Below are 24,502 nucleotides of genomic sequence, written 5' to 3'. Positions count from 1 at the left end.
ATTATTATTATATAACAATTAAACAGTTATAGGTAGAAAAAAAGACACCCTAAGGTGCCTTTCTCCGACTTGAACCACTTTAATTTTAATAATATTTGGACTTCCATCCAAATATTATTTTAGGGGTCACTATACATATCCATCAACTTAAGAACCGAAAACATCCTTAAACGATCGTTTTCGGTTCTTATTATACAATCATTGTTACATCGAAACCATAAAAATATAAATATATCCCCCCGATTAAAAGTGCCGCAGCAACGATTAATATTATTACTCCATCCGGACTATTAAGAATTTCTTTTATATGTTTTTTTGATATTTGCTTAGTTTCTCCACTTGAAAAGAGATAAACAATGGAATGGAGAATTAGTAAGAAAAATGCCGTAATTACCTCTAACATGGCTTATGTACCTCCCTAATATATGTGAACCATTAATTAACCAATAATTGCCTTATACATTATATCAGCTAGGGTACACGGAAGTATAACAAATTATTTATATAACTTATTTTATTAATTGATATATTAAAAAAAGACACCGAATAATTCCTTAGCGTACGAAATTCGCGTTATTTTGGAGGGCCCCCTATTTTAGGGGGCATTTCTTTTTATTAGCTTTAAGCGATGTGGTGCTTTCCCTATGTATGTAAACTGTAACTTCATCCACCTTTATTAATATTATTATATATACATTCATTAATTAATATATCGATGTCTTGACTTAAATACAAAACTTGCTTATGGGTAAACCCATACTTCTCTACAAGTTTAATTAGTTCTTGTTTTTTTGATTCAATTAGTTTTTGTAAATCTCTCATCTCCATATCTTTAAAAGCTCCTTTAATACTATTTATCAGTTAAATTATAGTATAAATATAAAAATAAGGAAACTGGTGATTTTGGCAATTTAGATTTAAGGTAGAATTATATATATATGTGATAATCTATATATGCAGAACTACATTTAAAATATTCTATATCTATGTTATACTAAGATTAATCGAGAAGCATCTGATTAATCACTACATTTTCTTAAATAGCATGTCAACGTATAAAAAGACACTTTATAAAGTGTCTTTTTATACGTTTTGACCCCTACTAGGGTAGAACTAACACATAGGGGGTATGTGTAGCAATGGAACAGGATAACGCAACAAGCATTAGCGGACATCATATGGTATAGCGACTCCATCAAGTTAACTTAGGGTAACTGGGTTAACCTAAGTTATAATAAGGGTTTTGTGTGCATTTAGGTTAACTTAAAAAGTCGATGTCATTTGAGCACAACTAGATAAATTTTATACTTAATGTCCTATAAGGGGTCCCGTCAGGAAAATGCGGATTTACAACGCTAAGCCCATTTTCAAGCCGATTCCCCCATTTTTAACAACGTTAAGAAAGTTTCAATGGTCTTAAAGAATCTAACGAGACCATTTTTTCTGAATTAAAATGGTATTCTCCAAGTAAATTAATATGTTCCCAACCTAGAGGTGACATATGGTGCAATAATTCTTCATTAAAACTATCTGACTGTTTTTGATATTCAACTGCTTTTGTTAGATGTAAGGTATTCCAAATACTGATGGCATTGATAATTATGTTTAAAGCACTGGCTCTTTGCAATTCATGCTGTATGGTTCGTTCCCTAAGCTCTCCTTGTTTTCCAAAGAAAATAGCTCTTGCCAGTCCATTCATGGCTTCTCCTTTATTCAATCCTCTTTGTATTTTTCTTCTTAGAGATTCATCCGAAATGTAATTAAGAATAAAGATTGTTTTTTCTATTCGCCCCATTTCACGTAAAGCTGTAGCTAAGCTGTTTTGTCTTGAATAAGAACCTAATTTCCCCATAATAAGGGATGCTGAGACTGTTCCTTCTCTTATTGAATGGGCTAATCGCAAAACATCTTCATAATTTTCTTCAATGACCTTTATATTTATTTGTCCACGTAAAATAGCTTCTAGTTTTGGATATTCACTTGCTTTATCTATTGTAAATAATTTTGAGTCCGATAGATCTCTTATCCTTGGAGCAAATTTAAATCCTAATAAATGGGTTAATCCGAAAATTTGGTCTGTGTAACCTGCTGTGTCTGTATAATGTTCTTCGATGTTTAGATCCGTCTCATGGTGTAATAAACCATCCAAAACATGAATTGCATCCCTTGAATTAGTATGAATAATTTTTGTGTAGTAAGAAGAGAATTGATCACTCGTAAATCGATAGATGGTGGCTCCTTTTCCAGTTCCGTAATGTGGGTTTGCATCTGCATGTAGTGATGAAACACCTAGCTGCATTCTCATTCCGTCTGACGAAGAAGTTGTACCGTCTCCCCAATAGGAAGACAATTGTAATTTGTGATGAAAATTTACTAATACGGCTTGGGCTTTATTCATTGCGTCTTCATACATGCGCCATTGAGACACATTGGCTAGTTGCTTATATGTAAGCCCTGGTGTGGCTTCAGCCATCTTACTCAATCCAATATTCATTCCCATTCCTAAAAGGGTAGCCATGATAATAATTGTTTCTTCTTTATCTGGTTTTCGATTATTAGAAGCATGAGTGAATTGCTCATGAAATCCTGTTATATATGCAACATCCATAAGTAAATCGGTTAATTTTATTCTTGGTAGCATTTGATAAAGACTTGCACTAAATTTCTTTGCTTCTTCTGGAGCATCCTTTTCTAAGCGTGAAATTGACAGTTTTCCTTTTTCAAGAGAAACCCCATCTAATTTATTAAAATTGGCAGACAACCACTTCAGTCTTTCATTAAGGCTGCTGGTTCTCTCTGTCAAATAGTCTTCGTATGATAAACTAACTGATAACCTCGTATTCTCTTTCGTTTGATTCCATGTATCTTCCGAAAACAAATATTCCTCAAAATCTCTATATTGTCTACTTCCCACAATGGATACATCACCAGCACGAACATGTTCCCTTAGTTCTGTTAAAACAGCCATTTCATAATAATGACGATTAATTGTACCGTCATCCCCATGTAAGTGTTTTTTCCAACGCTTCGAGATAAAGTCCACAGGTGATTCATCAGGTACTTTTCGCTTCCCAGATTCATTCATTCTTCGAATAATCTCCACAGCTTGTAAAAGTGGTTCATTTGCCTTTGTAGAATGAAATTCCAATACCCTTAATAGCGTTGGCGTATATTTTCTAAGTGTATAAAATCGTTTTTGTAGTAAGTCTAAATAATCATAGTCGACAGGACGTGCAAGCTCCTGAGCTTCTACCACCGAAGAGACGAAAGAATTCCATTCAATAACGGATTCTAAAACCTCAAAAACGTCTAATTTTTCCTCCTTTGCTTTGATTAAAGCTTGTCCGATGTTCGTAAAGTGTATAACTTTCTCATTCAGCTTTTTACCGTTTTGTTTTTGAATCTCCTCTTGAGCCTTGCGGCCTTTTGATAGGAGACTGAGTATTTGTCTATCATGAATTTCAAAAGCTTTATCCGTTAACTCCTGAGTAAGATGTAATAAATAGATGGTTAATATCGAATAACGTTTATTTTCTTGAAAGTCACGGAATGCATAAGGCTCATATCTTGAACCTAAGCGAGATAGCTGTAACAAGCGATTGCGATGCAAATGACTAATTTGTACCGTTTCTAATCCCATTCCCCGTATATATTCAAGTCGTTCTATTAATTTTAGAAATGTTTCGGGTGAAGGATGACCCGGTGGTTCCTTTAACCACCCCAATATAGTTTTATTAGATTCGGATGGATGAATGATCTCTTCAAGTTTTTCTTTTTGCGTATTTGACAGAGATTGACTAACCGTATTAAATAGCTTCTTTTCAGCCATTGCTCTTGCCTCCCACACCATTCTTTCAAGTGTAGTGATAGCAGGCATTATGATTTTGTTTTTTCTTAGAAAATCTATGCATTCATGTAGTAGATGAATGGCATCACCATTTTCCAAAGCTAATTGATGAAGGTGCTTAAATGTCATTCGATATTCTTTTAGAGTAAAAGTTACATAGTCGTATTCATTACGAATTTCTTTCAAATGATCCCAAAGTGTATTTTCTCTTTGAGGATAAAGACTAAGCGAAGATGGAGTAGAACCGATTTGTTTCGATATATAATGTATGACTGAATCTGGGATGCTTTTGATATGAGTGTACGGCCAACCGGGATACCGAAGAATGGCTAATTGAACGGCGAATCCTAAACGGTTTTCTTCTCTCCTTCGCTTATTTATAATTTCTAAATCTCGTTTGGAAAAAGTGTAGTAGGTTCCTAGCACCCACTCATCTTCAGGAATTTGCATAAAGACTTGTCGCTGTTCCGGTGTAAGCAATTCTCTACCTCTCGCCATTTTCATACAGGGGTAGCACCAACATTTCGCGAATTTCGTACGCTAAGGAATTATTCGGTGTCTTTTTTTAATATATCGATTAATAAAATAAGTTATATAAATAATTTGTTATACTTCCATGTACCCTAGCTGATATAATTTATAAGGCAATTATTGGTTAATTAATAACGCACATATATTAGGGAGGTATATAAGTCATGGAGTTAATAATTTCTTCATTTGTATTAGTGGTAATATTCTTTATTCTTTCGATAGTTTTAAGTGGTAAAGGTCAGCGAATAGCAAAAGAAGTTTTAAAAGAGCTTATTAATGGTCCTGAGGGGAAAATGTTGGTAGGTTTTTTGGGATCTGCAGCAGTTACAGGAGTAATTTTTGTCATTTGGCTTTTATTGAAATAAACATTCCAGTTACTCGGGCTGATATAATTTACAAGGTAATTATTGGTTAATTAATGGTTCACATATATTAGGGAGGCACATAAGCCATGTTAGAGGTAATTACGGCATTTTTCTTACTAATTTTCCATTCTATTGTTTATCTCTTTTCAAGTGGAGAAACTAAGCAAATAGCAAAAAATCATATAAAAGAAATCAATCACGGATTCTGTACGCTAAGGCTACAACTACTGATGTAACAATAATAAGAACCGAAAACGGTCGTTTAAGGAACTCCATTTAGTTCTAATATAACTGAAAGAAATATGGTCAAAACCAGTTCTAAAACTCATTATCAAAAACAAAGTACCATAACAAAAATTAAATGTCGTTTATGGTACTTTGTTAACGTACGATAAAACCAAGTTTTTCAACTTAGAAATTCCATAGCGTACGAAATTCGCGTTTAGTTGGCGAGACCCCATACAGTATCATCTCATTTCTGTAATTATTCAGTTAATTAGTTCAATTATATATCAATAGAGTGTACTCTATTGATACAAGTGTTGCAGACTGATAAAATCATAGTTAAGAGCGTCTCATAAGACTTGTCTCGAAAACGAGGTGATATTTTGCGGAAAATCGGTTATATACGTGTCAGTTCGACTAGCCAGAATCCTTCAAGGCAATTTCAGCAACTCAACGAAATAGGAATGAATATTATTTTTGAGGAAAAAGTTTCTGGAGCAACGAAGAATCGTGAGCAACTTCAAAAAATGTTAGAAGATTTAGGTGAAGGTGACATTATTTATGTTACAGACTTAACTCGGATCACTCGAAGTACGCAGGATTTATTTGAATTGATTGATTTAATACGAAGTAAAAAGGCAAGCTTAAAATCACTCAAGGATTCATGGCTAGATTTATCAGAAGATAATCCATACAGTCAATTCTTAATTACGGTAATGGCTGGTGTTAATCAATTAGAGCGAGATCTTATCCGTATGCGTCAACGTGAAGGGATTGAGCTGGCTAAGAAAGAAGGCAAGTTTAAAGGCCGGTTAAAGAAATATCATAAAAATCACGCAGGAATGAATTATGCAGTAAAGCTATATAAAGAAGGAGGTATGACTGTAAATCAAATTTGTGAAATTACAAATGTGTCTAGGGCTTCATTATATAGAAAGCTATCAGAAGGGAAACAATAATCATTCCTTATTCCGTTAAAGGGCCAGATTGTGGAATAACATTTTTATTTGTTTCGTGAAGATTGAGAAGAGATGTACTTAACGAACAGTCGTTTAGTTTAATAAGTTGGGAAGTAATGAAGTACCGAAAAAATAACTGTACCACGAAATAGTGCGATAATTGGGCTTAGAAACAAGTCGATAAATTAGAATTTGTAATGGAGATTATTTATATTTTGTGCGGAGCGCAACTTTGATAGCAGAAAGCAAACATTAGGTGATAAAAGTCAAAGCGTCAATCCGTTAAAATTTAATGTATACTTTAAAATGTGAGGTGAAGAAATTATGACAGACAAAAAAATCACAGTACAATTTACGATGCTGACATTTTGCATAGCCTATCTTGTGTCAGGTGCTTTGATTGCTCTTGGGCAATTCGGATATTGGGTTCACAATTGGGTTCATTCGTTACAGCAATTCGGGATGAATATCCCTTTTGCAATCTATATTTTGTCGCCCGCTATTGCTTCATATATCGTTCTAAAGAAAAATAACAAAATAGCAGGTTTCAAGGAATGGTTGAGAACTGTTTTTTATGTCAAAAATAGCATATCTCTCTATTTGTTCGTTGTTGCAGGACTTGCACTGTATTTTTTGATACATATTGCAGTTTCAGGCCGCACGGAAATGGTGCTTCCATTTTATACGTTCTTCCTTTCTCTGCTTGGTAATCTTTTTATCGGTGGCTTGGAGGAAGCTGGCTGGATGTACATATTGCAGCCTGAGCTTGACAAAAAATACGGTTTTGTTTTGTCTTCTGTTTTTGTTGGAATCATTTGGATTTTATGGCATATCCCTCTCTTCTTCATTCCGGGGACGAATCACGGAGAGGGACTCATTAACTTTTGGATGTTTGCAGTTCAACTCATTGCGTTTCGGTTTTTCAACGGGGCAATCTACAAAATATCAGGGAAAGGCCGTGTGTTTATGTGCGTATTATTCCACACCATGTTCAATGCGGCATCCCCCATCTTCGGCACCATGACTATGACTTGGGCGGGAACCATTGCCGCAAATGCTGTGATTGTTCTTGTTTCAATTGTAACCGTTGTGATATACAACAAAAAGAACAGGCGAATAGTATAAGCATAATCCGTGTTCGTCAAATTCCAGTTTGTTGAATAGCCGTTTACATAAACGAAACGTCTTTGCAGGAGTGGCCAAGCTACGACTACATGAATAGCCCCCATTATCTAACAGGGGTGCAAATTAACCTATAATTCCCCTTTCTGAAAGAAATGTGATTAACATCAATGTATAAGATTGTGAAATGTTGTACTTAAAGTAACGGGTAGCTTTTGTGGAAAATCTGGCTGCCATTTCGGCGGCTTTTCTTAAAACGGGTGCTATAGTTGAAAAAGAAGTGATTTTAGGATAGAGATCCTATTTTAGTTATTCCATTAAAGGGCGCTTTAATTGAGTAATGAAAAAAGCTTAATTTCTTCGCATTAAATTGAGAAATTAGGCTTTTTAATATTGAAATTTCCTTAACGTTGTAAATTCGCATTTTCCTGACGCTACCCCTATAAGTATTATTAGCGGACATTAAGTCAGTAAAAATAGTTATTTTATGTCCACTAATACTTATTGCGTGATTTGGTTCCATTGCTACACAAAGGCCCATAGTTATAAACTGTATAGAATCCCCTAATGTATGTTGTGTGCTTTTTTTATTATCATTTTGGTACGTGAAATTATAATAATTTCGTTTGTTCTTTTTGTCACTTGCGAAAATTAATATAGCATTCTATACGGATTATATGGTAATATATAAGTAGAAAATTTGTTATCAATTGTTTATACTCTATTGTACGTAGCGTGAAGGACAAACCTTACGCCCAGTTAACTCGGGCGAGGTTTGTCCTTTTTTTATTTTAAGGAGGAATTTACTATGAAAAAAATGTATAAAATCGGAGCAATTGTCACCACATTATGCGTTGCTTGTATCGCGATCTTTACTTTAACTAAGAATGAATCAGTCAAAACAGAAACTGTAACACCAGAAAAAGCAATTGTATCTGCTGCAGATGCAGAAAGAGCACCAAAAAATATAAAAGATATTTCAAAAGAAGAATTGAAGCAAAAAATAGAATCCCATGAAGAGTTTATTGCATATTACTATCAACCAACCTGTCATTATTGTAAAAAGGCTGCACCAGATATCGATAGTATGTCAAAAAAGCATGATAGAACCATCTATCGTATTGATATCTCTACGCCAGAAAATCAAAGTGCCTTTCAAGAGTTCGACATTCCTGGTACTCCAGTTGTTGTAGCTTATAACAGAGGCGAAGAAATGGAACGCCTAGAAGGGGCAGTGTCAGCTGCTACATATGATGGATTCTTTGCGAGACGTAATTCGAGCGCTAGTTAATATAGTGCTCGTTTTTCTTTGTAAGAAAGGAGAATTTACATGCAACAAAACGCCCGTATTTATTCTTTAGACATAATAAGGGGTATGGCCATACTGTGTATCCTATTTGCTAATCTACCTACTATGACGGGACTAGATCCCTTTAATCAAGCGGGTTACTCCGGTACAGATAAAGTAATTCGTTTTTTAATAGATTTGTTTATACAAGCAAAATTCTATACTATTTTTGCGTTCTTATTTGGAGTAGGATTTTATATCTTTATGAAAAATACAGAAGCAAGAGGATATCCTATATATAGGTTATTTAGCCGTAGATTGTGTATCTTACTACTCTTCGGTTTACTCCACTTCATCTTTCTATGGTATGGAGATATTCTACATGCGTATGCTATAGCAGGTTTTGTTCTATTGTTCTTTTATAAGCGGTCTACTAAGCTTATTTTTATAACAGGTTGTAGTTTTTTACTAGCTAGTTATACTCTACATGTTATTTTATTTTTACATGCAAGTCCTTCTATTCCTGAAGAGATACCAAAATACTATCAATATATGTTTACAGGCAACACTACTAATCACACAGTAAATCTATTTTCAAATTATTCACATCAAATAAAGGCTCGTTTGTTCTTTCTTATGACACAGGAATTTCAGCAACTTCTAATAGGGATTCCGGAATATATTGGGTTATTTTTAATAGGTTTATGGGCTGGAAAGAAGAATATTTTTAGACGCGTATTGGAACTCAGAGGGAAAATTCAAATTTTACAGTGGAGTTCGCTATTCCTATCATGTCTGCTCTCCCTCCCTATCATCTATTATTTTATTGAAACAGATGTCTATTACTCTAGCCATATCCAGCTATGGATTCTTTTTGGAGGAAAAACGCTAGCTATATTCTATATTTGTTCTCTACTTTTAATTTGTGAGAAAAAAAGATATATAAAGTGGCTATACCCCCTTATGAACGTAGGTAAATATGCTTTAACAAATTACATAGCCCAAAGCATACTAACACTTATCATTCTTTCTGGATGTTTTCAGGATATCTCACACTTATTTTACTGGCAGCTATGTATCTTTGGACTTCTTATTTGTATCGTACAATGTATATGCAGTACACTATGGAGTAAGTATTTCCGATATGGACCTATCGAATGGCTATGGAGAAAATGGATTTATAAATAAAAAGACATGCTGTTTTATCCTAAGTAGTTCAGATAATGTGGAGAAAATTTAAATTAGCACTACATTTTTCATTCTAAAAAACAATACAAGTAGCATTAGAATTAGCAGTATATTTAACACATAAAAAACGCTTGGAGATTTCCAAGCGTTTTTTATCGTATTATCTTATGTTTTTAAACCCAAGTTTCAGTTACTTAAATATTCATTTCCATTCCGTAGCTAAAAGTCCATAAATAACGTGGTCTACATAATGGTCATATAGCCACTCTGCTTGTCTTATTTTACCTTCTTCTACAAATCCAAATCGTTCAGGAAGTGCTCTGCTTTTTTTATTTTCAACAGCAACACTAATCTCAATTTTATTCAGTTCAAGTTCCTTAAATCCATAATCAATTAAAATCTTCAAAGCCTTTGTCATAATACCTTTACCTTGAAAGTTTTCTCCTAACCAATAACCGACAATACCAATTTTATTAGTCTTATGGATGTCATTAAAACCTATTGTTCCTGCAATTTTCCCTTTATATATAATGGCGAAAGATTTTGGGTATCCACCGTTTTCTGCAAATTCTTTTAGTCTCGTTTTAATATTTTGAGCAGTATCTTCTGCTCTTTCAATATAGTCGAGCCAACCGAGCCATTCCTTTAAATATGATTTTGAATTAATAATTAAGTTGTAGAATTCTTCAGCGTCACTTTCATTAAACATTCGCAATGTAACTTCTTCATCAATTTTATGTATTAACATATCTTTCTCTCTCCTTTTTAGTAAGCTATTTGTTATTAAAGAGATGTATAAGGGCAACTATTCTCAATATTAATTTTATTTTAACATAAATTTAATATTTTCTTTTCAAAAAAATAAGCCGCCTGTTATCAAGCGAACTATCTTAGATATATTATATCTTTTAAATCAAACTCTTTATCTGCATTATTATCCTTAGGCTTGCTGAATTGCAGGACGTTTCGCCCCTCCCAACTGATAGTCTTATTAACATAATAATTAGCTCCTATTTTAGTACCCCTTTTTTCAGGCTACCAACAGATATTGTCACTCTGTTATTTTGTATATGATTTCGAGTGCTATTTCATAGATATGTAAGTTCAAAATGTTGATATATTAATAAAAATTAAAAGCTATATCGATATGTGATTTAGCCTTATAATTCGTATGCTATTTTAATTGTTTCTCCACAAAAACTGAACTATTTAGTTTTATCCAGCATGTCTTTTTATATACTCATATTTAGATTATTTGTAACATCAGTACAATGAAATTCATCGCTGCATGAACAAAATAAGAAACTAATAATTGATTTGAACGTTTATATACGAAGGCTAATACAACCCCAATACAGAAATACCCAAAGATAAATGGAAAATCAAAATGCATAATTGCAAAGAACAATGCACTGATTACGATACTCCCTGTTTCTTTAAACTTCTTTATTAAAATATTCATGGTTGCATATCGAAATACCAGTTCCTCTACTAATGGGGCAAGAATTACAATGGATACAATCGCAATTGGTGATATCACTGCAGCTGCGACTGTACTAGATGTATTTCCTGATTGCGTAGATAACTGGAATAAACTCTTATCTAAAAAGCTACCAATCATCTGTGCAAGAAAAACGAATACGATTCCAGCAAGAATCCACCGCCATGTGGCTTTCGATAATTTAATTGATAGCCTAGGTTCTTTAATCCCTTCTTTCTTATATACAAGAAATATGATTCCTAATGTAAGCAGAAACCCTATTAACTCCCAATGTACAAGGATCTCTTGAATCGCTTGTTGCTGATTCCCCTGAATATCATACCAACCTGTCTTAGCCAGTAATTGTACTCCTATAATTCCGACAAATTGAGTCATAACAAAATAAATAAGAATGACATAACCTGATTTGTATATATTACTATTATTCATATTCTTGGATTCACCCTTTACCTTTTTCTCTAAAATAGCATTTTTATTAAAAACTCTTCGTAATTCAATAATTCACAATGAGTGTATTTATATTCTCTTTTCAGTTAAAATAAAAAGCATTCAAATAAACGTTTTAGAAAGGATTATAAATGACACGAATTATACTTTTTGATGGAGACTGCAACTTATGTAATCAAAGTGTTCAATTTATTATTAAAAGAGATCCTAAAGGATATTTTAAATTTGCATCACGCCAAAGTAAGATAGGTATTCAGTTATTAAATCAATACAACATTAGCGAAACAATAGATAGCGTGGTATTAATTGATAATAATAAGGCTTATACAGAATCAGATGCCATACTGAATATTTGTAGGCACTTAAAAGGAAGTTGCAAATTATTTTTCATCTTTTTAATAATCCCAAAACCTATTCGGAACCTTTATTACAAAAAAATTGCAGAAAATAGATACAACTGGTTTGGCAAACAAAAACAATGTCTTATCCCTACTCCGGATATCAAAAAAAGATTTTTAGAGTAGTTAAAAATACAAATATTCCCATGAATCTCTCTTTGAGAGATTCTAATTTTTATTCAGCAAAATAACGATTTTGTTTAAAAACTGCACATATATTAAAAGCATACATACACTAATTATAGTCACCTTTATATATAAATATTGGGCATAGGGCGCCTTAAAAAGCGCTCTTTTTATTTAAATTAAGATTTCATTAAAATCTTTCACCTTTTATCTAGACAAGCATATGTTATTGTATGGGATTAGCCACCCTTAATCTCTCTTATTTAAGAGCATGCTTATATGTGTGCTCTTTTGTATTTACTATGAAATAACGTATTTTTAAAAATTATCACCTTTGTTTGGTGATATTTATATATATAATGCATATACTTTTACTAACCAGTTACCTCTGTAATATATACTTAGTGCCATTCCTTTTTATCAAGACAGCAAACCCCTCCGTTTGTTGTCTTTTCATTCAAATAACGATTTTATTAAAAACTTGTCACCTTTTAACTGGACAAGCATATGTTATTGTATGGAGACTCTCCGCTCATAGAAATCTACCTTTCTTGTCAAGGAGCATACTTATATGTGTGCTCTTTTTCGCTTGTTATGAAATAAAGATTTTGTTTTAAACTTGCACATACACTCAATACATACATAAGATATATTGCTGTCACGTTATTACATCTCAACATGATATGAGTCTTGGTCAAAGAGCGCTTTCCCGAGTGCTCTTTTTCCGTTTAAATAAGGATTTTATATAAAACTGCACATATATCAAAAATATACATACACTAATCACGGTAAGCTTTTCGATATGAATCTTGGCCAAAGAGCACTTTCCCTGGTGCTCTTTTTTGTTTGAATAAGGATTAAGCATATTTAGTTAAATGTCTCATATACTTTTATAGGTTTTGTTATTGGCGTTATGGAGTGCTCTGGTCAAGCACTCCTATTTTCCGTTTACAAAATAACTATTTTGTTTAAATTTCATGCAATTCGCCTAGATAGGCTGTAACATATCGAATGTGCGCTTCCTTGTTTCTTCTCCCGTTCCAAGTTTCCATTCCTGTAATTCGTATACTCGGAAATCTTTCTTCTAAAAGTTCTACCAATAATTTCTTGTTTGTATCATTGTCAGCAAGATGTGCTTCCCTATCTTCCTCTGTGAAAATAAATCCTTTATCGCGAAGTTGTTGTATTTTATCCGCATCTTCTTCCTTATCCGATACAGGTGTACTACTCAACAACATTGAAAGTCTACCTAATTGAAAACCAAACTTTATATCTAATCCACCCCATTTACTAAAACTCATTTCCGAAATGTAGTTGAACCCTAGTTCGTCCCACCATTCATCAATCTTCCGAGTTAACTCCGCCAATTGCTCTTTTAATCCATCGATCGGTTTCATATCAGCCATTTGTCGTTCCAAGTCGTGAATACGCATATTGGCATTACGAATTTCCGCATAACGTTTTTCTTTTTCTTTCGCTAAATTTGATTCATAGTCCGTTACTTTTGCCACATCTGAAATATGACTTTCTGATAAAGAAATGAGAGTGCCTTTCATTTCTTCGGTTAATGTATCTTGTGATAACCATTCATGCATTTGTTTTGCTGCAAAGAACAAATCCTTTAACCCTTTTAAAGCAACTGCCTTTTGATCTGCATTTAAAACAACTAATTTTTCTTGGTTTTCCATTTTCCATTCCCCTTTTCGAATAATCTTTTTCACATTCCACATACTACCTATAAGCCGACTTCCCACGGCGGCACTCTTTCAAACAGGTGCTCACTCCTTCGGATTGTTTTAGAGCATGGCAGGTAACCTAGTCAATTACCTGCCATTTCCGATTAAAATAACGCTTTTATATGAAAATCGTACACAGTTTTGACACATCAGCCACCGCAATTACTTGAAAATTCGTGATAATATTAATTTGTTGAATTCGCCAATTTTCGACATTATACAACAATATCTCTCCTAAAAAGTCCCTGTCCCCGCAGGGATTTTCTCTTTTATTTATTACTTTTGATTATACTGAATCCCCATCCTGAATGAAATTCAAATTGTATATTATTAAAACCTACCAAAATATAATCTGTATATGAAAATTTTATGATTTATAAACCGAAATATTCTTTTCCTACTAATCTCACGCTGCCTGCAGGTGTTTTAAACCTATTTCTAACGCACCCGTTCCACCAAACCCTTGATTAAATAGAAGCGGGACATCATACTTCTTTGCGTATTCCTTTGCTACATCAATAGAGACATGTCCACATGCACCTTTCTGCACGACAATGACATCACATTTTTTAATGACACTACGAAAAGTCTTCTTTACGCCACCATGATTCTTTCCGTCATGAAAAATCACCTGACAATCTCTTTTTTTCGCTAGTTTTTCTAACGTCCTACCATTTGATCCACCTAATACTAGAATTGTATTCATTCCCACTCACTCTCCTTATTTTTCTTTTTTGTGTATGTACTTGGTGTTGTTAACAATACAAGCGTACAAACTACAATATTCATAATTATTAAACCTACTATTAATACAATTGCGAAAATAGGTAACAACAGCATAAAAATAAAAGCACTTACGACCAAGCATACAAAGATGAACCCATTACTCATGTCTTCATAACCGTCTAACCCTTGCACTATATTTAAGCTATGCATCCAAACCGTGATACTGTCCCAATGTTCTACTAATAGATATCCTCCACCCAAAAACAAAGCCCATCCGAATAATGTCCCTAAAAATCCTGATCCCCTTCCAGAAGAATATCCCGCAAAAAAGTTTGCTGCTGTTCCAAATAACATTCTCATTTTTTCTTTCCTCCATATCTATTTCAAATCAGTTATATATATAGATTTCATTTAGCTATGGTTTTATTATATCAGAAAATTATGAATATTCAATGAATATTTTTAGGGTACTCTTTATTTTTTTAGAAAGGGTTGTGTTTTTTCTTCCACAACCCTCATTTTCCTCTTAATCCACTGGTACTTCTTCTTGCCCGTGCGGAATTTGTTCAATTGGTGTTACAATTTGTGCATATTGATTTACTTGCACTTTAAATTGACGTGGTTCAAGGAAATTCACTTGTTGAATTTGAACTTCAATGTGGTACGTATCTACTTTTTTTCCGCGTTCTATTTTTGTAATACGAGCATTATAGAATTTATCTCCATGCAGGAAATATCGTTGTACAGCTTCTGTAGCAAGCATGCGCTCATTACTTGTCATTTTCATTGGCTCAATACCAAATCCAGCCTTTGTAAACAAATATGGTACATCATAACTGCTGGAAGATATTTTTCGTAGTAAGTCTTCTACTGTTTTTGTTTTCGCGATATATTCCTCTTCTTTTGTATCAAATCCCTTTGGCTTATCTCCAAGTATCTCTATTTCATCTTGATTTACTTGTTCTTCCTCTTGTACTTGTGATTTCATCATGTAACGATGAATGCTATTATAGGTAGCTACACCTAGCACTAAAACTATGACCCCCAATACCACCAAGTACTTACGAGGCATATTGGACAAAATATTGATTACTTTCTTCATCTTCTCTCATCCCTTATCAGTCTATAACATTACGAATTTGAGTCATATGTTGTCCTCTTGCCGTATAGTTTAGACCTGTAATTTGTACACCCTTATCATCACCAATATGAATCATTTTCTGGTTCCCCATGTAAATTGCAACGTGTCCTGGGTTTTCATAGAAGATGAGGTCTCCTGGTTGTGCATGATTGATGTCTGGTACTTGTTTACCTTGTCCAACTTGAGCACCTGTCCAATCTCCAAGTTGCACACCTACACTTGTTCTAAAGACATACTGCGTAAATCCAGAGCAATCTGAAGTGCCACCCGGTGGATTACGATTCCCTAATACATATCTGACTTTTCCTTGCCCAATCCACTTTTTGGCTTCTGCTAGTACCTTTTGTCTTTTGTCATTCGTCATAACAGGAGAACCGCCTGATGATAATCCCGGATCATCATTTTTCTTAAAGAATTTCATTGGATCTGTTGGTTGGTCGTTAATACGAATCTGGAAGTCTAAATGGACAGCGTATCCATTCATATTAAGTAAACCAGTATCTTTATTATAGTTAGAACCGCCCATCTCCCCAATGATTTGTCCTTTTGTTACCATGGTTCCTGGTGCAACTGATATTTTACTCAAGTGTAAGTAGCGAGATACAATGCCATTTCCATGGTCTACATAAACACCTAAACCACCACCATTTACATTTCCTGTTTGGTTCGTTACAATACCAACTTCCATCGACCACACAGGGTCTCCAGCTTTTCCGGCGGTCATGGCCCCAATATCTACAGCGTTATGTTGTTTTCCACCACGAACCGCATCAAACGTATCTGTAATACGCCCTGATTTCGTTGGCCATTTCCAACCTTTATCAGACACCCATTCTCCATCTCCAGACGCTACGCAACCTAAATCTTTGTAAAATTTCAAAACTTTGGTAACGTAGCTGTAATCCCCATAACACGCTCCCACTTTGGTTCGGAAGTTATTAGGATCAGAACAACCACCCGGATTTAAATGTGCCTTACTTCTTGAGAATTCAATGGCAGTTTCCTCTGAATAACCACCTTTTGCTAATGCATAGCTAATAAAACCACTCCCAAATAGTGATAGGTAAGGTTTTGACATCATCTCCACCTTTTCCCCCACTTCACACCGTACGTGAGACTTTCACCTCATACGGCGCTCCATCTAATTCAATTGACCAACTTTTGTATTGAAGAAAAGATAGGATGTCGACGCGCTGATATTCTCAGCTTGTCAAACATCACTTTCTTATCTTCAATAATGTCGTACTTATTTAAGATTGATTTTGCCTTATCTGAATCATCGCTATGAATTGCTAAGTGTATGTCTTCTAGTACAATTACCAGATTCTCATAATTGTCCTGTCCCCCAAATTCCAACGGAATTTTATGATGACAGTGCCAACCTACTAATCCAACTTCTTGTTTCGTAATGGCACATTTTCCATACTGTGCAATAAACTTTGCAATTCTGTTATCGTTGTATTCTACTGTTCGATGCTTCATATAAAAACGCTGTACATGTCGGAGTGTCTCCCTATCTACGGCTTTTAGCGTATCATGTATTTTCTCTCTACCTTCTTTTGTATAATTTGAGATAGACTGAGTAAAATTTCTAGCCGGTTTGTGCTTCTGCGCATGGATAGGTAGTAATACGATGTCTTTGATTTTATACAATTTAGGATTGTATCGTTTATATCTTTTCCTTAATACAGTCGACATGTCACTCTTAGTGGCTTTTTTCCAATCTCGCCTCAGTCGATTATAGAGTGTTCTTATGAGATGGCAACTCATGTGATCTAGATCGTGATTTATATGTGTGGCGGCTGAATAATAATTTTGTATTCCCATTACAGTCGTGTTAAATCGCCATACTGATTCCGGTGTTTGTTCTCTGCTTATATCTTTAACAGCCTTTTTCAGCTTGCTATACGCATGTTTTCTGGATTTCACACACATTCTGCTATGAGCCACATGTTTGTTTCCTTTCTTATTTGCCTTAACTGTAAAGCCTAAAAAGTGACTCGCTTTTTTCCTCAAATTTATAATCTTTGATTTTTCAAGGCTAATATCCAGATGTAGGCGTGTTCTAAGAAAGTCTTTTGTTGCTTCAAACATTTTTAAAGCCGTTACATAATCACGACATAATATTTTTGCATCGTCTGCATATCGAATTAAGAAACATTCCTTTAATTTACTTTTCTTTAGCGCTCGATATTTTTCACTATTTCCCTTATATGGATGTGAGGTCTTTATCGTTTCCCATTGGTTACTTACCCACCAATCTAATTCGTTGAGTACGATATTAGATAGAAGCGGACTTAGTATTCCTCCTTGCGGAGTACCTTTTTGAGGAACACCCTCATTTACAATTTCTGCTTTCAGTAGTCTTGAAATGATAGAAAGTAATTTCTTATCTCGTATACCTATCGTCCACAATTGCTTTAGAAGTTTTCCATGATGCACATTGTCAAAGAAACCTTTAATGTCTATATCCACACAGTAGTGAAATCCGTTTCCTTTTCTATTCACTAAAGATTTCATTCTCGCTAGTGCATGATGTGTACTTCGGTTAGGGCGAAAACCGTAACTATGGTTATGAAATTTCGCTTCACATATTGGTTCCAATATTTGCAATACACATTGCTGAAATAATCTGTCCCATATGGTTGGTATCCCTAAAGGTCTACGGTCTCCATTTGGTTTTGGTATAAATACGCGTCTTACAGATTGTGGTTCATACCAACCAAACATCGTTCTTACTTTTTCTATCACTTCATCCGTTGAAAGCATTTTAATATCATTAATTGTCATTCCATCTGTTCCAGCTGTCAGACTTCCCATATTTCTTTTTATATTTCGATATGCTAAACGTATGTTTTCATCCATCTTCATAAGCTCTATTAATTTATAAAAGTTGTTACCGTTTTGACTTTGCTGATACAAGTCATCTAGTGTAGACTGCATATCATAATATTCAGCGTGTCTAAGCTTTTCAGTTTTCTTTATAAGTCGGATCTCCTTTCAGAGTTTACCTTTTTTAGTCTCACAAGAACCTTATAATTCGACTGCGTAGCTTTTTGAAACGGTTGGTCAATCTTTCATCAGACTAATGGCTATCCCTCTGCAATGTTTCCATTGCTTCACCGGTACTATGCCATCACTCTCACCACCATAAATGAAGGTTATACGTTTGCTAATCTCACAAACACCTTCCCTTCAAACACTTCCTCGAAGATAAGTTCTCCATGTTGGTGGCTTTCCACGTTCCATTATTTCTATCTATGCATAACACTTTTAGGGTTCTCCTTTAAGCCTACTGACTTGATGTCGCCTATAACGACATATGGACTTTCATAACAACTATTTTTACTCATCCACATCAGCACCACGCTCGTGGCACACACATTTCTATGTGTCATCGTTCTAGACCCGTACATTCGAAGATTCGTCAGATTCTGCCTACCCGTTGGTTTTGTTGAATCCATTCTACCCATGAGTGCTTTTTAGACTCCCGGCCTATAGGCTACACCATCCACCGCTGGACAGTTTTCGTAGTATCGAGATACTTTAACGGTAGCTCTCAGCCGACTTCACCGAGCTTCACACAACTACAGGCTTATCTTTTGTATGCTGCATGTCGGAGTATCAGAGGAAGCCCTTCAAGGCGTTACCCTATCATTTGACTTCTCGAAATAATAGTTCTGCTGAATATTGAATCAGCGCCTAACCTTTTCAGTTAGGAACGTGTCGCACAATTATATGACTGTAAGGCGAGAGCGACGTCACCATTCGCTTGTCCTAGCACATCTTTAAATTCCTGTACTCCTGCTTCAATAGAAATATTCGGATCTGTAATACACCCCATTCGAGCATTTCCTTTTACACCTATACAAGATGGACTCAAGTCTCCATAATGTCCCTCTGATGCTTGCATTGGGTCATTTCCTGCTCCAGCTGATTCCTGCATCATTTGAGCTGCCAGAATACCAACATATTGAGCAACACCATGTTTTTCTGCCATCTCTTTAATTTTGGGAAGATAACCTGTTACTTTTTCATTGATATTAACAGGCTCTCCACCAGGACTAACAGAACCTACGCACATGCCCCCGATAAATCCACCAGTTGGGGCTAGATGTCCATACATTCCCTCTAACATCCCTGCAGCTAATATCTCACGCGCACGATCTTTTTGACTCTCACTAAATTTTGCAAGTTCCATCGCTTTCTCTAGCCCATGAGAAGAGGTTGTCACCTTTTTACTACCACTAGCATTAATCTCATCTATTTTTTTCTTAAAATCTGTATCTCCTAAAATCTTTTTTACATCTGGTCCGGAGTAACTCTCAGATTTTGTTTTTTGCATCTCCTTTTTCTTTTTTTCACAAGGACCGTTTGGTCCTGCCTCACATACCTCTTTTTCCGTATATTCTTCATATTGGATATCCAAAAAATATGAAATCGCATCATGTGGATCTTTACCGGTGAGGTCATTATCATAACGCGCCATGTCAAAAGCGACAACCTCTTTCCAATCCACATTTAAAGCCATCGCTACTTCCATATACTTTTTCACTTGTTCTTCTGTTTTACTTTCATCTTTTGTAAACGGTACAAGAGATGCTAAAATGACACACACCACAATAATCAGCGACATAATGATAGCTGCAGGTAATCCAACCGCGGCTAATATTGACCCTACAATTTTAAGCGTTGCCTTTTTTAGCAGTTTGGCAGCAGCTTTCGCTGCCGCCCTTCCTGCTTTTCCTGCCAATTTTGCCATTTTCCCGCCAGCTTGCATCCCTTTTTTCTTGATAAAGTGAGACGCTACATCTTTTAAGGGATTGCTTTTTTTCTGTTCATTTGGATCGTTTGGGTTCTGACTCATAGACTTGTCACACCATACTTTCCATACTCATCATTTCGTCTTTTTCGCTGTGCTAAACGCGGGTTCGGTGCAAATGGAATCAGATTTTGCGGGTCATGTTCTGATAAATTCAGTTGTGTCTCTGCACGTACTACTTCGTCCTGTGTATGTGTAACCAAAATTTCTTCTTTTGGTTTAATACTGCTATCTGTTACTTCACAGATTCTTTCAATTCTTTGGTTTGTTTGTAAACGTGTATCTCCTTTTCCGAATGGTGAGATACGTGAAACTGTACCTTCTGTTGTGGTAGCCACCATATAACTACGGTCTCTTTCTACGACCATTTGTACATTCTTATATCCACCTTGATCTAAGTCAGACATATAGAAGTGGCCATTGTCTACCTTATGACTCACAGTAAGTGGTGGTTCACTTATCACTGGTTTCTGTTGTATTGGTCTTGGATTTTGATTTCCTACCAATTGATTTGGATTAGTATTAATCGAGCGATTTATACTAATTTTCCCACCACTTGAATCTTGTATATATGCTGGGGAGGCTTTCATACCATTTCGATACTGCGTCAGCTGTCCATCTGCAATATTTAAATCTTGATATACCATTTGTCCAGAACGTATACTACTATCTCCACTACCATAACGAGATACAACTTGTGTCATTCCACTGGAATCTTTTGCTTCAATCCATGACTTGTTATTCGTCGTAACTAAACGTACAGCCCCTTTGGCAACAGATTGCGTTCCTGTATGGTCTGTTGTTGTTGGTACCATTCTCTGAATCTCTTGAATTTCTTTTGCTTCAGTTTGAACTGCTTTATTGTACGGGTTATATTTACTTACCGTACGTGCAGCTGCTTGGTAAGCACCTGCGCCACCAATCACACCAGCAGCATAGCTTAATCCTTTTGTGACATTGTAATGGCGTTCCGCTGCGTTACCTCCTAATGAAGTATGAACAGCGGCTGCACTTCCACTTATCGCTTTTTGTACTGCATTTCCACCAGCTTGCTGAACAGTATCTGACGCATTAAAGTATGCTTTTGATACGTTTTCTAATCCCTGTATATGCGCAAGGTGTTTGGCACCTTCCATCATACTTATACCTACCATCTTACTTTGCTGTGTCATACGTCCCACAGCTGAAGTGGGGATAGACATTTTGCCAGCACTTTGTGCAATACTTGCTACACCTGCAGACGCATCTGCATACGAACGTTGAATTTCAGAAACGGAAAGATTTCCTGCACTCGCCATACTCGCTTGCGTTTGTGTAGCTGCATACACAGCTTTATTGATTGCACCACCTGCAGCAACACCGTGTGATCTAACTCCTTGAATAGAACTTGTAATCCCAGAGCTTACTTGTTGGCTCACTGTCCCAAGGGTTGCATGACTCTGTAAACCTTTCGTTAATTGCGAAGCAAAAGCATCCTTATTGATATACGACTGGGCATGTAGACTCTTACCACTCGTATCTTTTGCTTGTACTGGCATCGCTCCAGTTTGTACTGCTGCTTGCTGAGCGACTGTTTTAAATTCATTTCCTTTTTCATTCAAGTGTGCCTGCCACGTTTCTATTTTTTGCTTTGGAGACATAGTTGGAGACAAGTTTTTCATAAAGTTTGCCTTGTTCTCTCCTGCATACCCTTGTTTAAAGGATTCCGTAGAAGCTTGTACCAGGTTCCCAACATTACTTACTTGTTTGGCATTTTGGCTTCCATATCCACTTGTCAAACCATGTGTTTTCACGCCATTGACTGCCTTTTGAATGCCCGCAGTACTGGATACACCCATTGCATTTAAGTTTGGATTTTTTTGTAACTGTTGTGATAACTGAGAAGCGAATGCTTCCTTATTCGCAAATTTTGTTCCATCTTTTTGCTGAACAATACCTGCTTGCTCCGCAGCTCTTTGTGCATGATTTTCGAACCCTTGTACTGTATGGCCTAAATGCTTGTTCCATTCCGCTTCTTTTTCTTGTTGTGGTAAATCCGCAGGCAATTGCTTGATAAAACCAGCCTTATGATCTGCACTATATGCTTTCTTAAACGCAGCGGTTGAAGCACCGACAAGAGCACCAACCTGTCCCATGTTTTGATGGCCACTCTCTAACGTTTCTCCTTTTACATCCTCAACTGCTTTTCCGACTTTTCCTAATGCAAGTTGAGAAGCAAAAGCATCTTTATTCACATAGGACTTATCAAACAAGTTATTTCCTTGCTTATCTTTTGCATCAACTGGCATTGCTCCAGCTTTTGTTGCCGCCTGTTCTGCATGATTTCTAAATCCTTGTACTTTTGAGTCTAAATGGTCACTCCATTTTTGCTCTTTCTCTTCAGCTGGCATACCTTCTGGCAGTTGACTCATAAACGTATCTTTATGGTCTGCCTCATATCCTTTTTGGAATGCATTTGTTGCTGCATTTACTAAATCTTTAGCGTTTCCATATGGTGTAGCGTTTTTCTTCATATTCTGAAAATCTTGTTTACGCTGATTTTTAAAGTGAGACATTTGATCACTATTGGTTTTCGCTACTTTCTTAGCAATTTCTGCATCGGAAGCACCAGGAAATGCTTGTTTTAATCGACTCGTAACTGCTGAATCAGGATTATCTGCTTTCCAAGATTCAAAATCTTTTGTAGCTAAATCCTGTGCAATATCTTCATCGGTTAATTCTGGATAGGATTCTCCATTTAAATTTGAATACGTGTCCGCACCCTTCTTCACACTTGAACCAATATGTTTCCCTAACGCTACAGCTCCTTCGCCTACTGCACCAGCAGTTCTTCCTGCAACCGCACCAGTAATTTCACCCGCTTTACTACCGACCATTGTCCCTATTGCCATTCCTTCTGGTCCAAGCCCTGCTCCTGCGGCCATACCCGCAAGTCCCGTTGCCGCTTTACCAATTGAACTTCCAATTTGCCCTGCTTTTAACATACGAGCTGCACGAGATGTTGTACCAATATCTGTTCCTAAATTCGCTCCCAATGCATTTTTGGGATTGTCAGCATCTTCTTTTGTCTCTTCTTTATTCCCTTTATCATTAGGTTTCGCTTTCGAATTACGGTAGTCATCACGAACACCTTTAACCAGCCCAGCCACACTTGCTAAGGCCCCCATACCCATCATCGTACCCGCTTTATGAATACCACCTGATGCATTGGTACTAAGACCAATAAAACTTTTCACAATCTCACCTATTGGGATAAACATAGCTAGTAACATTAATTTGAGTAACGGACTATTTGCTGCTCCAATTAAAGAAATAATGAGCCATAAAGTAATTGCATGAATCGCTTGTATGAACACTGCCCCCATAAATTCACGTATCCAATATAATGTCTGTTGTTTCTTTTGTGGGAATAGCCACATACCTACCATTAAAGGACCCATTAACATTAAGACATATAGTGACACCGCACGCATTAAATAGTAAAAGTTTGCCCAGACGATGAGACCAGCTTCTATAAACAAACCAAATATAATAAACATATAGTCATCTTCATGACCTTTCAGACTCAGCTCAGTAATTGTAAGTCCAGCCCCACCAAATCCAGGCTGTAGAAATTTAGTACCCTTATCCGGGTCAAAATTCCCACCACTTACTCCATTGATAGCGTCTCTGAACTCTACTATTACCCACGAATTGATATCAAATATAAGAGTATAGAAGTAATCAAAATGCCAAAGACAAATCGAGATAATCATTAAATCTTTCGCATACTCTATTAATGCCGTTCGATTATTCGGATTAATAGCTGTCGCTGAATATTTTGCTGCCGTAACCACTACACTGATGAGGACACAAAAAGCAACAAACTTAAACATGACAGGCATACCTGTGTCTAATACTTTGGTTAGAGAATCTCCAGAAAATAAGAAATCTAAATTTGTCCCTTTTCCTTCTGTCCCATTTCCCCCAAACACTAAGACTGGAAGAGGATCCAAAGTCGCATAAACCGGACCAAGAAAAGCCTTCACTAAAACAATAATTAGGCCACCGACCCACTCTACTATTTTCTCTAGCATAATT

General features: G+C 35.8%; 17 protein-coding genes and 2 pseudogenes. 6 read left to right on the top strand and 13 right to left on the bottom strand.

Annotated features, from left to right (window positions below; translation table 11 throughout):
• Positions 1 to 190 precede the first annotated feature (190 nt).
• The 3 genes from ABH959_RS28670 to ABH959_RS28660 form a co-directional block, all read right to left on the bottom strand.
• The gene (locus tag ABH959_RS28670; RefSeq protein WP_231009705.1) at positions 191 to 403 is read right to left on the bottom strand and encodes a hypothetical protein; all 213 of its coding nucleotides are present in this window, start codon (positions 401 to 403) and stop codon (positions 191 to 193) included.
• A 260-nt stretch (positions 404 to 663) separates the two neighbouring features.
• Positions 664 to 828: an aspartyl-phosphate phosphatase Spo0E family protein gene (locus tag ABH959_RS28665; RefSeq protein WP_404493510.1), complete on the bottom strand. Its 165-nt coding sequence runs from the start codon at positions 826 to 828 to the stop codon at positions 664 to 666.
• Between the two features lie 568 nt (positions 829 to 1,396).
• Entirely contained in the window at positions 1,397 to 4,351 is a 2,955-nt protein-coding gene (locus ABH959_RS28660) for a Tn3 family transposase (RefSeq protein ID WP_404493508.1), read from the bottom strand.
• Between the two features lie 191 nt (positions 4,352 to 4,542).
• On the opposite strand from ABH959_RS28660, the gene ABH959_RS28655 reads away from it, so the two are divergent.
• From ABH959_RS28655 to ABH959_RS28635, 5 genes are all read left to right on the top strand, one after another.
• Positions 4,543 to 4,743, top strand: coding sequence for a hypothetical protein (locus ABH959_RS28655; RefSeq protein WP_404493506.1), 201 nt, complete (start codon positions 4,543 to 4,545; stop codon positions 4,741 to 4,743).
• Positions 4,744 to 5,351: 608 nt separating this feature from the next.
• Positions 5,352 to 5,927, top strand: a complete 576-nt coding sequence (locus ABH959_RS28650; protein ID WP_063219808.1) for a recombinase family protein — start codon at positions 5,352 to 5,354, stop codon at positions 5,925 to 5,927.
• 324 nt (positions 5,928 to 6,251) lie between these two features.
• The gene (locus ABH959_RS28645; RefSeq protein WP_404493504.1) at positions 6,252 to 7,052 is read left to right on the top strand and encodes a CPBP family intramembrane glutamic endopeptidase; all 801 of its coding nucleotides are present in this window, start codon (positions 6,252 to 6,254) and stop codon (positions 7,050 to 7,052) included.
• 805 nt (positions 7,053 to 7,857) lie between these two features.
• Positions 7,858 to 8,340, top strand: coding sequence for a thioredoxin family protein (locus tag ABH959_RS28640; protein WP_404493502.1), 483 nt, complete (start codon positions 7,858 to 7,860; stop codon positions 8,338 to 8,340).
• A gap of 39 nt (positions 8,341 to 8,379) precedes the next feature.
• Entirely contained in the window at positions 8,380 to 9,525 is a 1,146-nt protein-coding gene (locus ABH959_RS28635) for a DUF418 domain-containing protein (RefSeq protein WP_404493500.1), read from the top strand.
• Positions 9,526 to 9,727: 202 nt separating this feature from the next.
• On the opposite strand, the gene ABH959_RS28630 is transcribed toward ABH959_RS28635, so the two are convergent.
• Together ABH959_RS28630 and ABH959_RS28625 are read right to left on the bottom strand one after the other, a co-directional pair.
• A complete protein-coding gene (locus ABH959_RS28630) occupies positions 9,728 to 10,273 on the bottom strand; it encodes a GNAT family N-acetyltransferase (RefSeq protein WP_404493498.1) in 546 nt (181 codons plus the stop codon).
• Between the two features lie 498 nt (positions 10,274 to 10,771).
• Positions 10,772 to 11,455 (bottom strand): CPBP family intramembrane glutamic endopeptidase, encoded by a 684-nt coding sequence (locus tag ABH959_RS28625; protein WP_404493496.1) that lies wholly within the window; start codon positions 11,453 to 11,455, stop codon positions 10,772 to 10,774.
• 149 nt (positions 11,456 to 11,604) lie between these two features.
• Between ABH959_RS28625 and ABH959_RS28620 the strand changes: the two genes are divergently transcribed.
• Entirely contained in the window at positions 11,605 to 11,997 is a 393-nt protein-coding gene (locus ABH959_RS28620) for a thiol-disulfide oxidoreductase DCC family protein (protein WP_404493494.1), read from the top strand.
• A gap of 968 nt (positions 11,998 to 12,965) precedes the next feature.
• Here ABH959_RS28620 and ABH959_RS28615 read toward each other — a convergent pair.
• The 8 genes and pseudogenes from ABH959_RS28615 to ABH959_RS28580 all read right to left on the bottom strand — a co-directional run bounded on the left by ABH959_RS28615 (position 12,966) and on the right by ABH959_RS28580 (position 24,498).
• Positions 12,966 to 13,685 carry a hypothetical protein gene (locus tag ABH959_RS28615; protein WP_404493492.1) on the bottom strand — a complete coding sequence of 240 codons (720 nt, stop codon included), beginning with the start codon at positions 13,683 to 13,685 and terminating at the stop codon, positions 12,966 to 12,968.
• A gap of 454 nt (positions 13,686 to 14,139) precedes the next feature.
• Positions 14,140 to 14,439 carry a DUF2325 domain-containing protein gene (locus tag ABH959_RS28610; protein WP_002169762.1) on the bottom strand — a complete coding sequence of 100 codons (300 nt, stop codon included), beginning with the start codon at positions 14,437 to 14,439 and terminating at the stop codon, positions 14,140 to 14,142.
• Positions 14,436 to 14,819, bottom strand: a complete 384-nt coding sequence (locus tag ABH959_RS28605; protein ID WP_404467918.1) for a hypothetical protein — start codon at positions 14,817 to 14,819, stop codon at positions 14,436 to 14,438. The genes ABH959_RS28610 and ABH959_RS28605 overlap by 4 nt, the downstream gene beginning before the upstream one ends.
• A gap of 166 nt (positions 14,820 to 14,985) precedes the next feature.
• Positions 14,986 to 15,561, bottom strand: coding sequence for a hypothetical protein (locus ABH959_RS28600; RefSeq protein ID WP_404493490.1), 576 nt, complete (start codon positions 15,559 to 15,561; stop codon positions 14,986 to 14,988).
• A 16-nt stretch (positions 15,562 to 15,577) separates the two neighbouring features.
• Positions 15,578 to 16,654: pseudogene (locus ABH959_RS28595) on the bottom strand (NlpC/P60 family protein); the annotation flags it as partial.
• Between the two features lie 92 nt (positions 16,655 to 16,746).
• A complete protein-coding gene (ltrA, locus tag ABH959_RS28590; RefSeq protein ID WP_098344268.1) occupies positions 16,747 to 18,543 on the bottom strand; it encodes a group II intron reverse transcriptase/maturase in 1,797 nt (598 codons plus the stop codon).
• Positions 18,544 to 19,333: 790 nt separating this feature from the next.
• Positions 19,334 to 20,467 (bottom strand): annotated as a pseudogene (locus ABH959_RS28585) (lysozyme family protein); the annotation flags it as partial.
• On the bottom strand, positions 20,464 to 24,498 hold the full coding sequence (locus ABH959_RS28580) for a TrbL/VirB6 family protein (protein ID WP_404493488.1): 4,035 nt from the start codon (positions 24,496 to 24,498) through the stop codon (positions 20,464 to 20,466). The pseudogene ABH959_RS28585 and the gene ABH959_RS28580, both read right to left, overlap by 4 nt.
• Positions 24,499 to 24,502: the final 4 nt, after the last annotated feature.

The organism is Bacillus sp. RC51, assembly GCF_044908115.1.
GTDB lineage: Bacteria > Bacillota > Bacilli > Bacillales > Bacillaceae_G > Bacillus_A > Bacillus_A mycoides.
The sequence above is the reverse complement of the archived record's forward strand: the minus strand, read 5'-3'. Positions and strand labels throughout refer to the sequence as shown.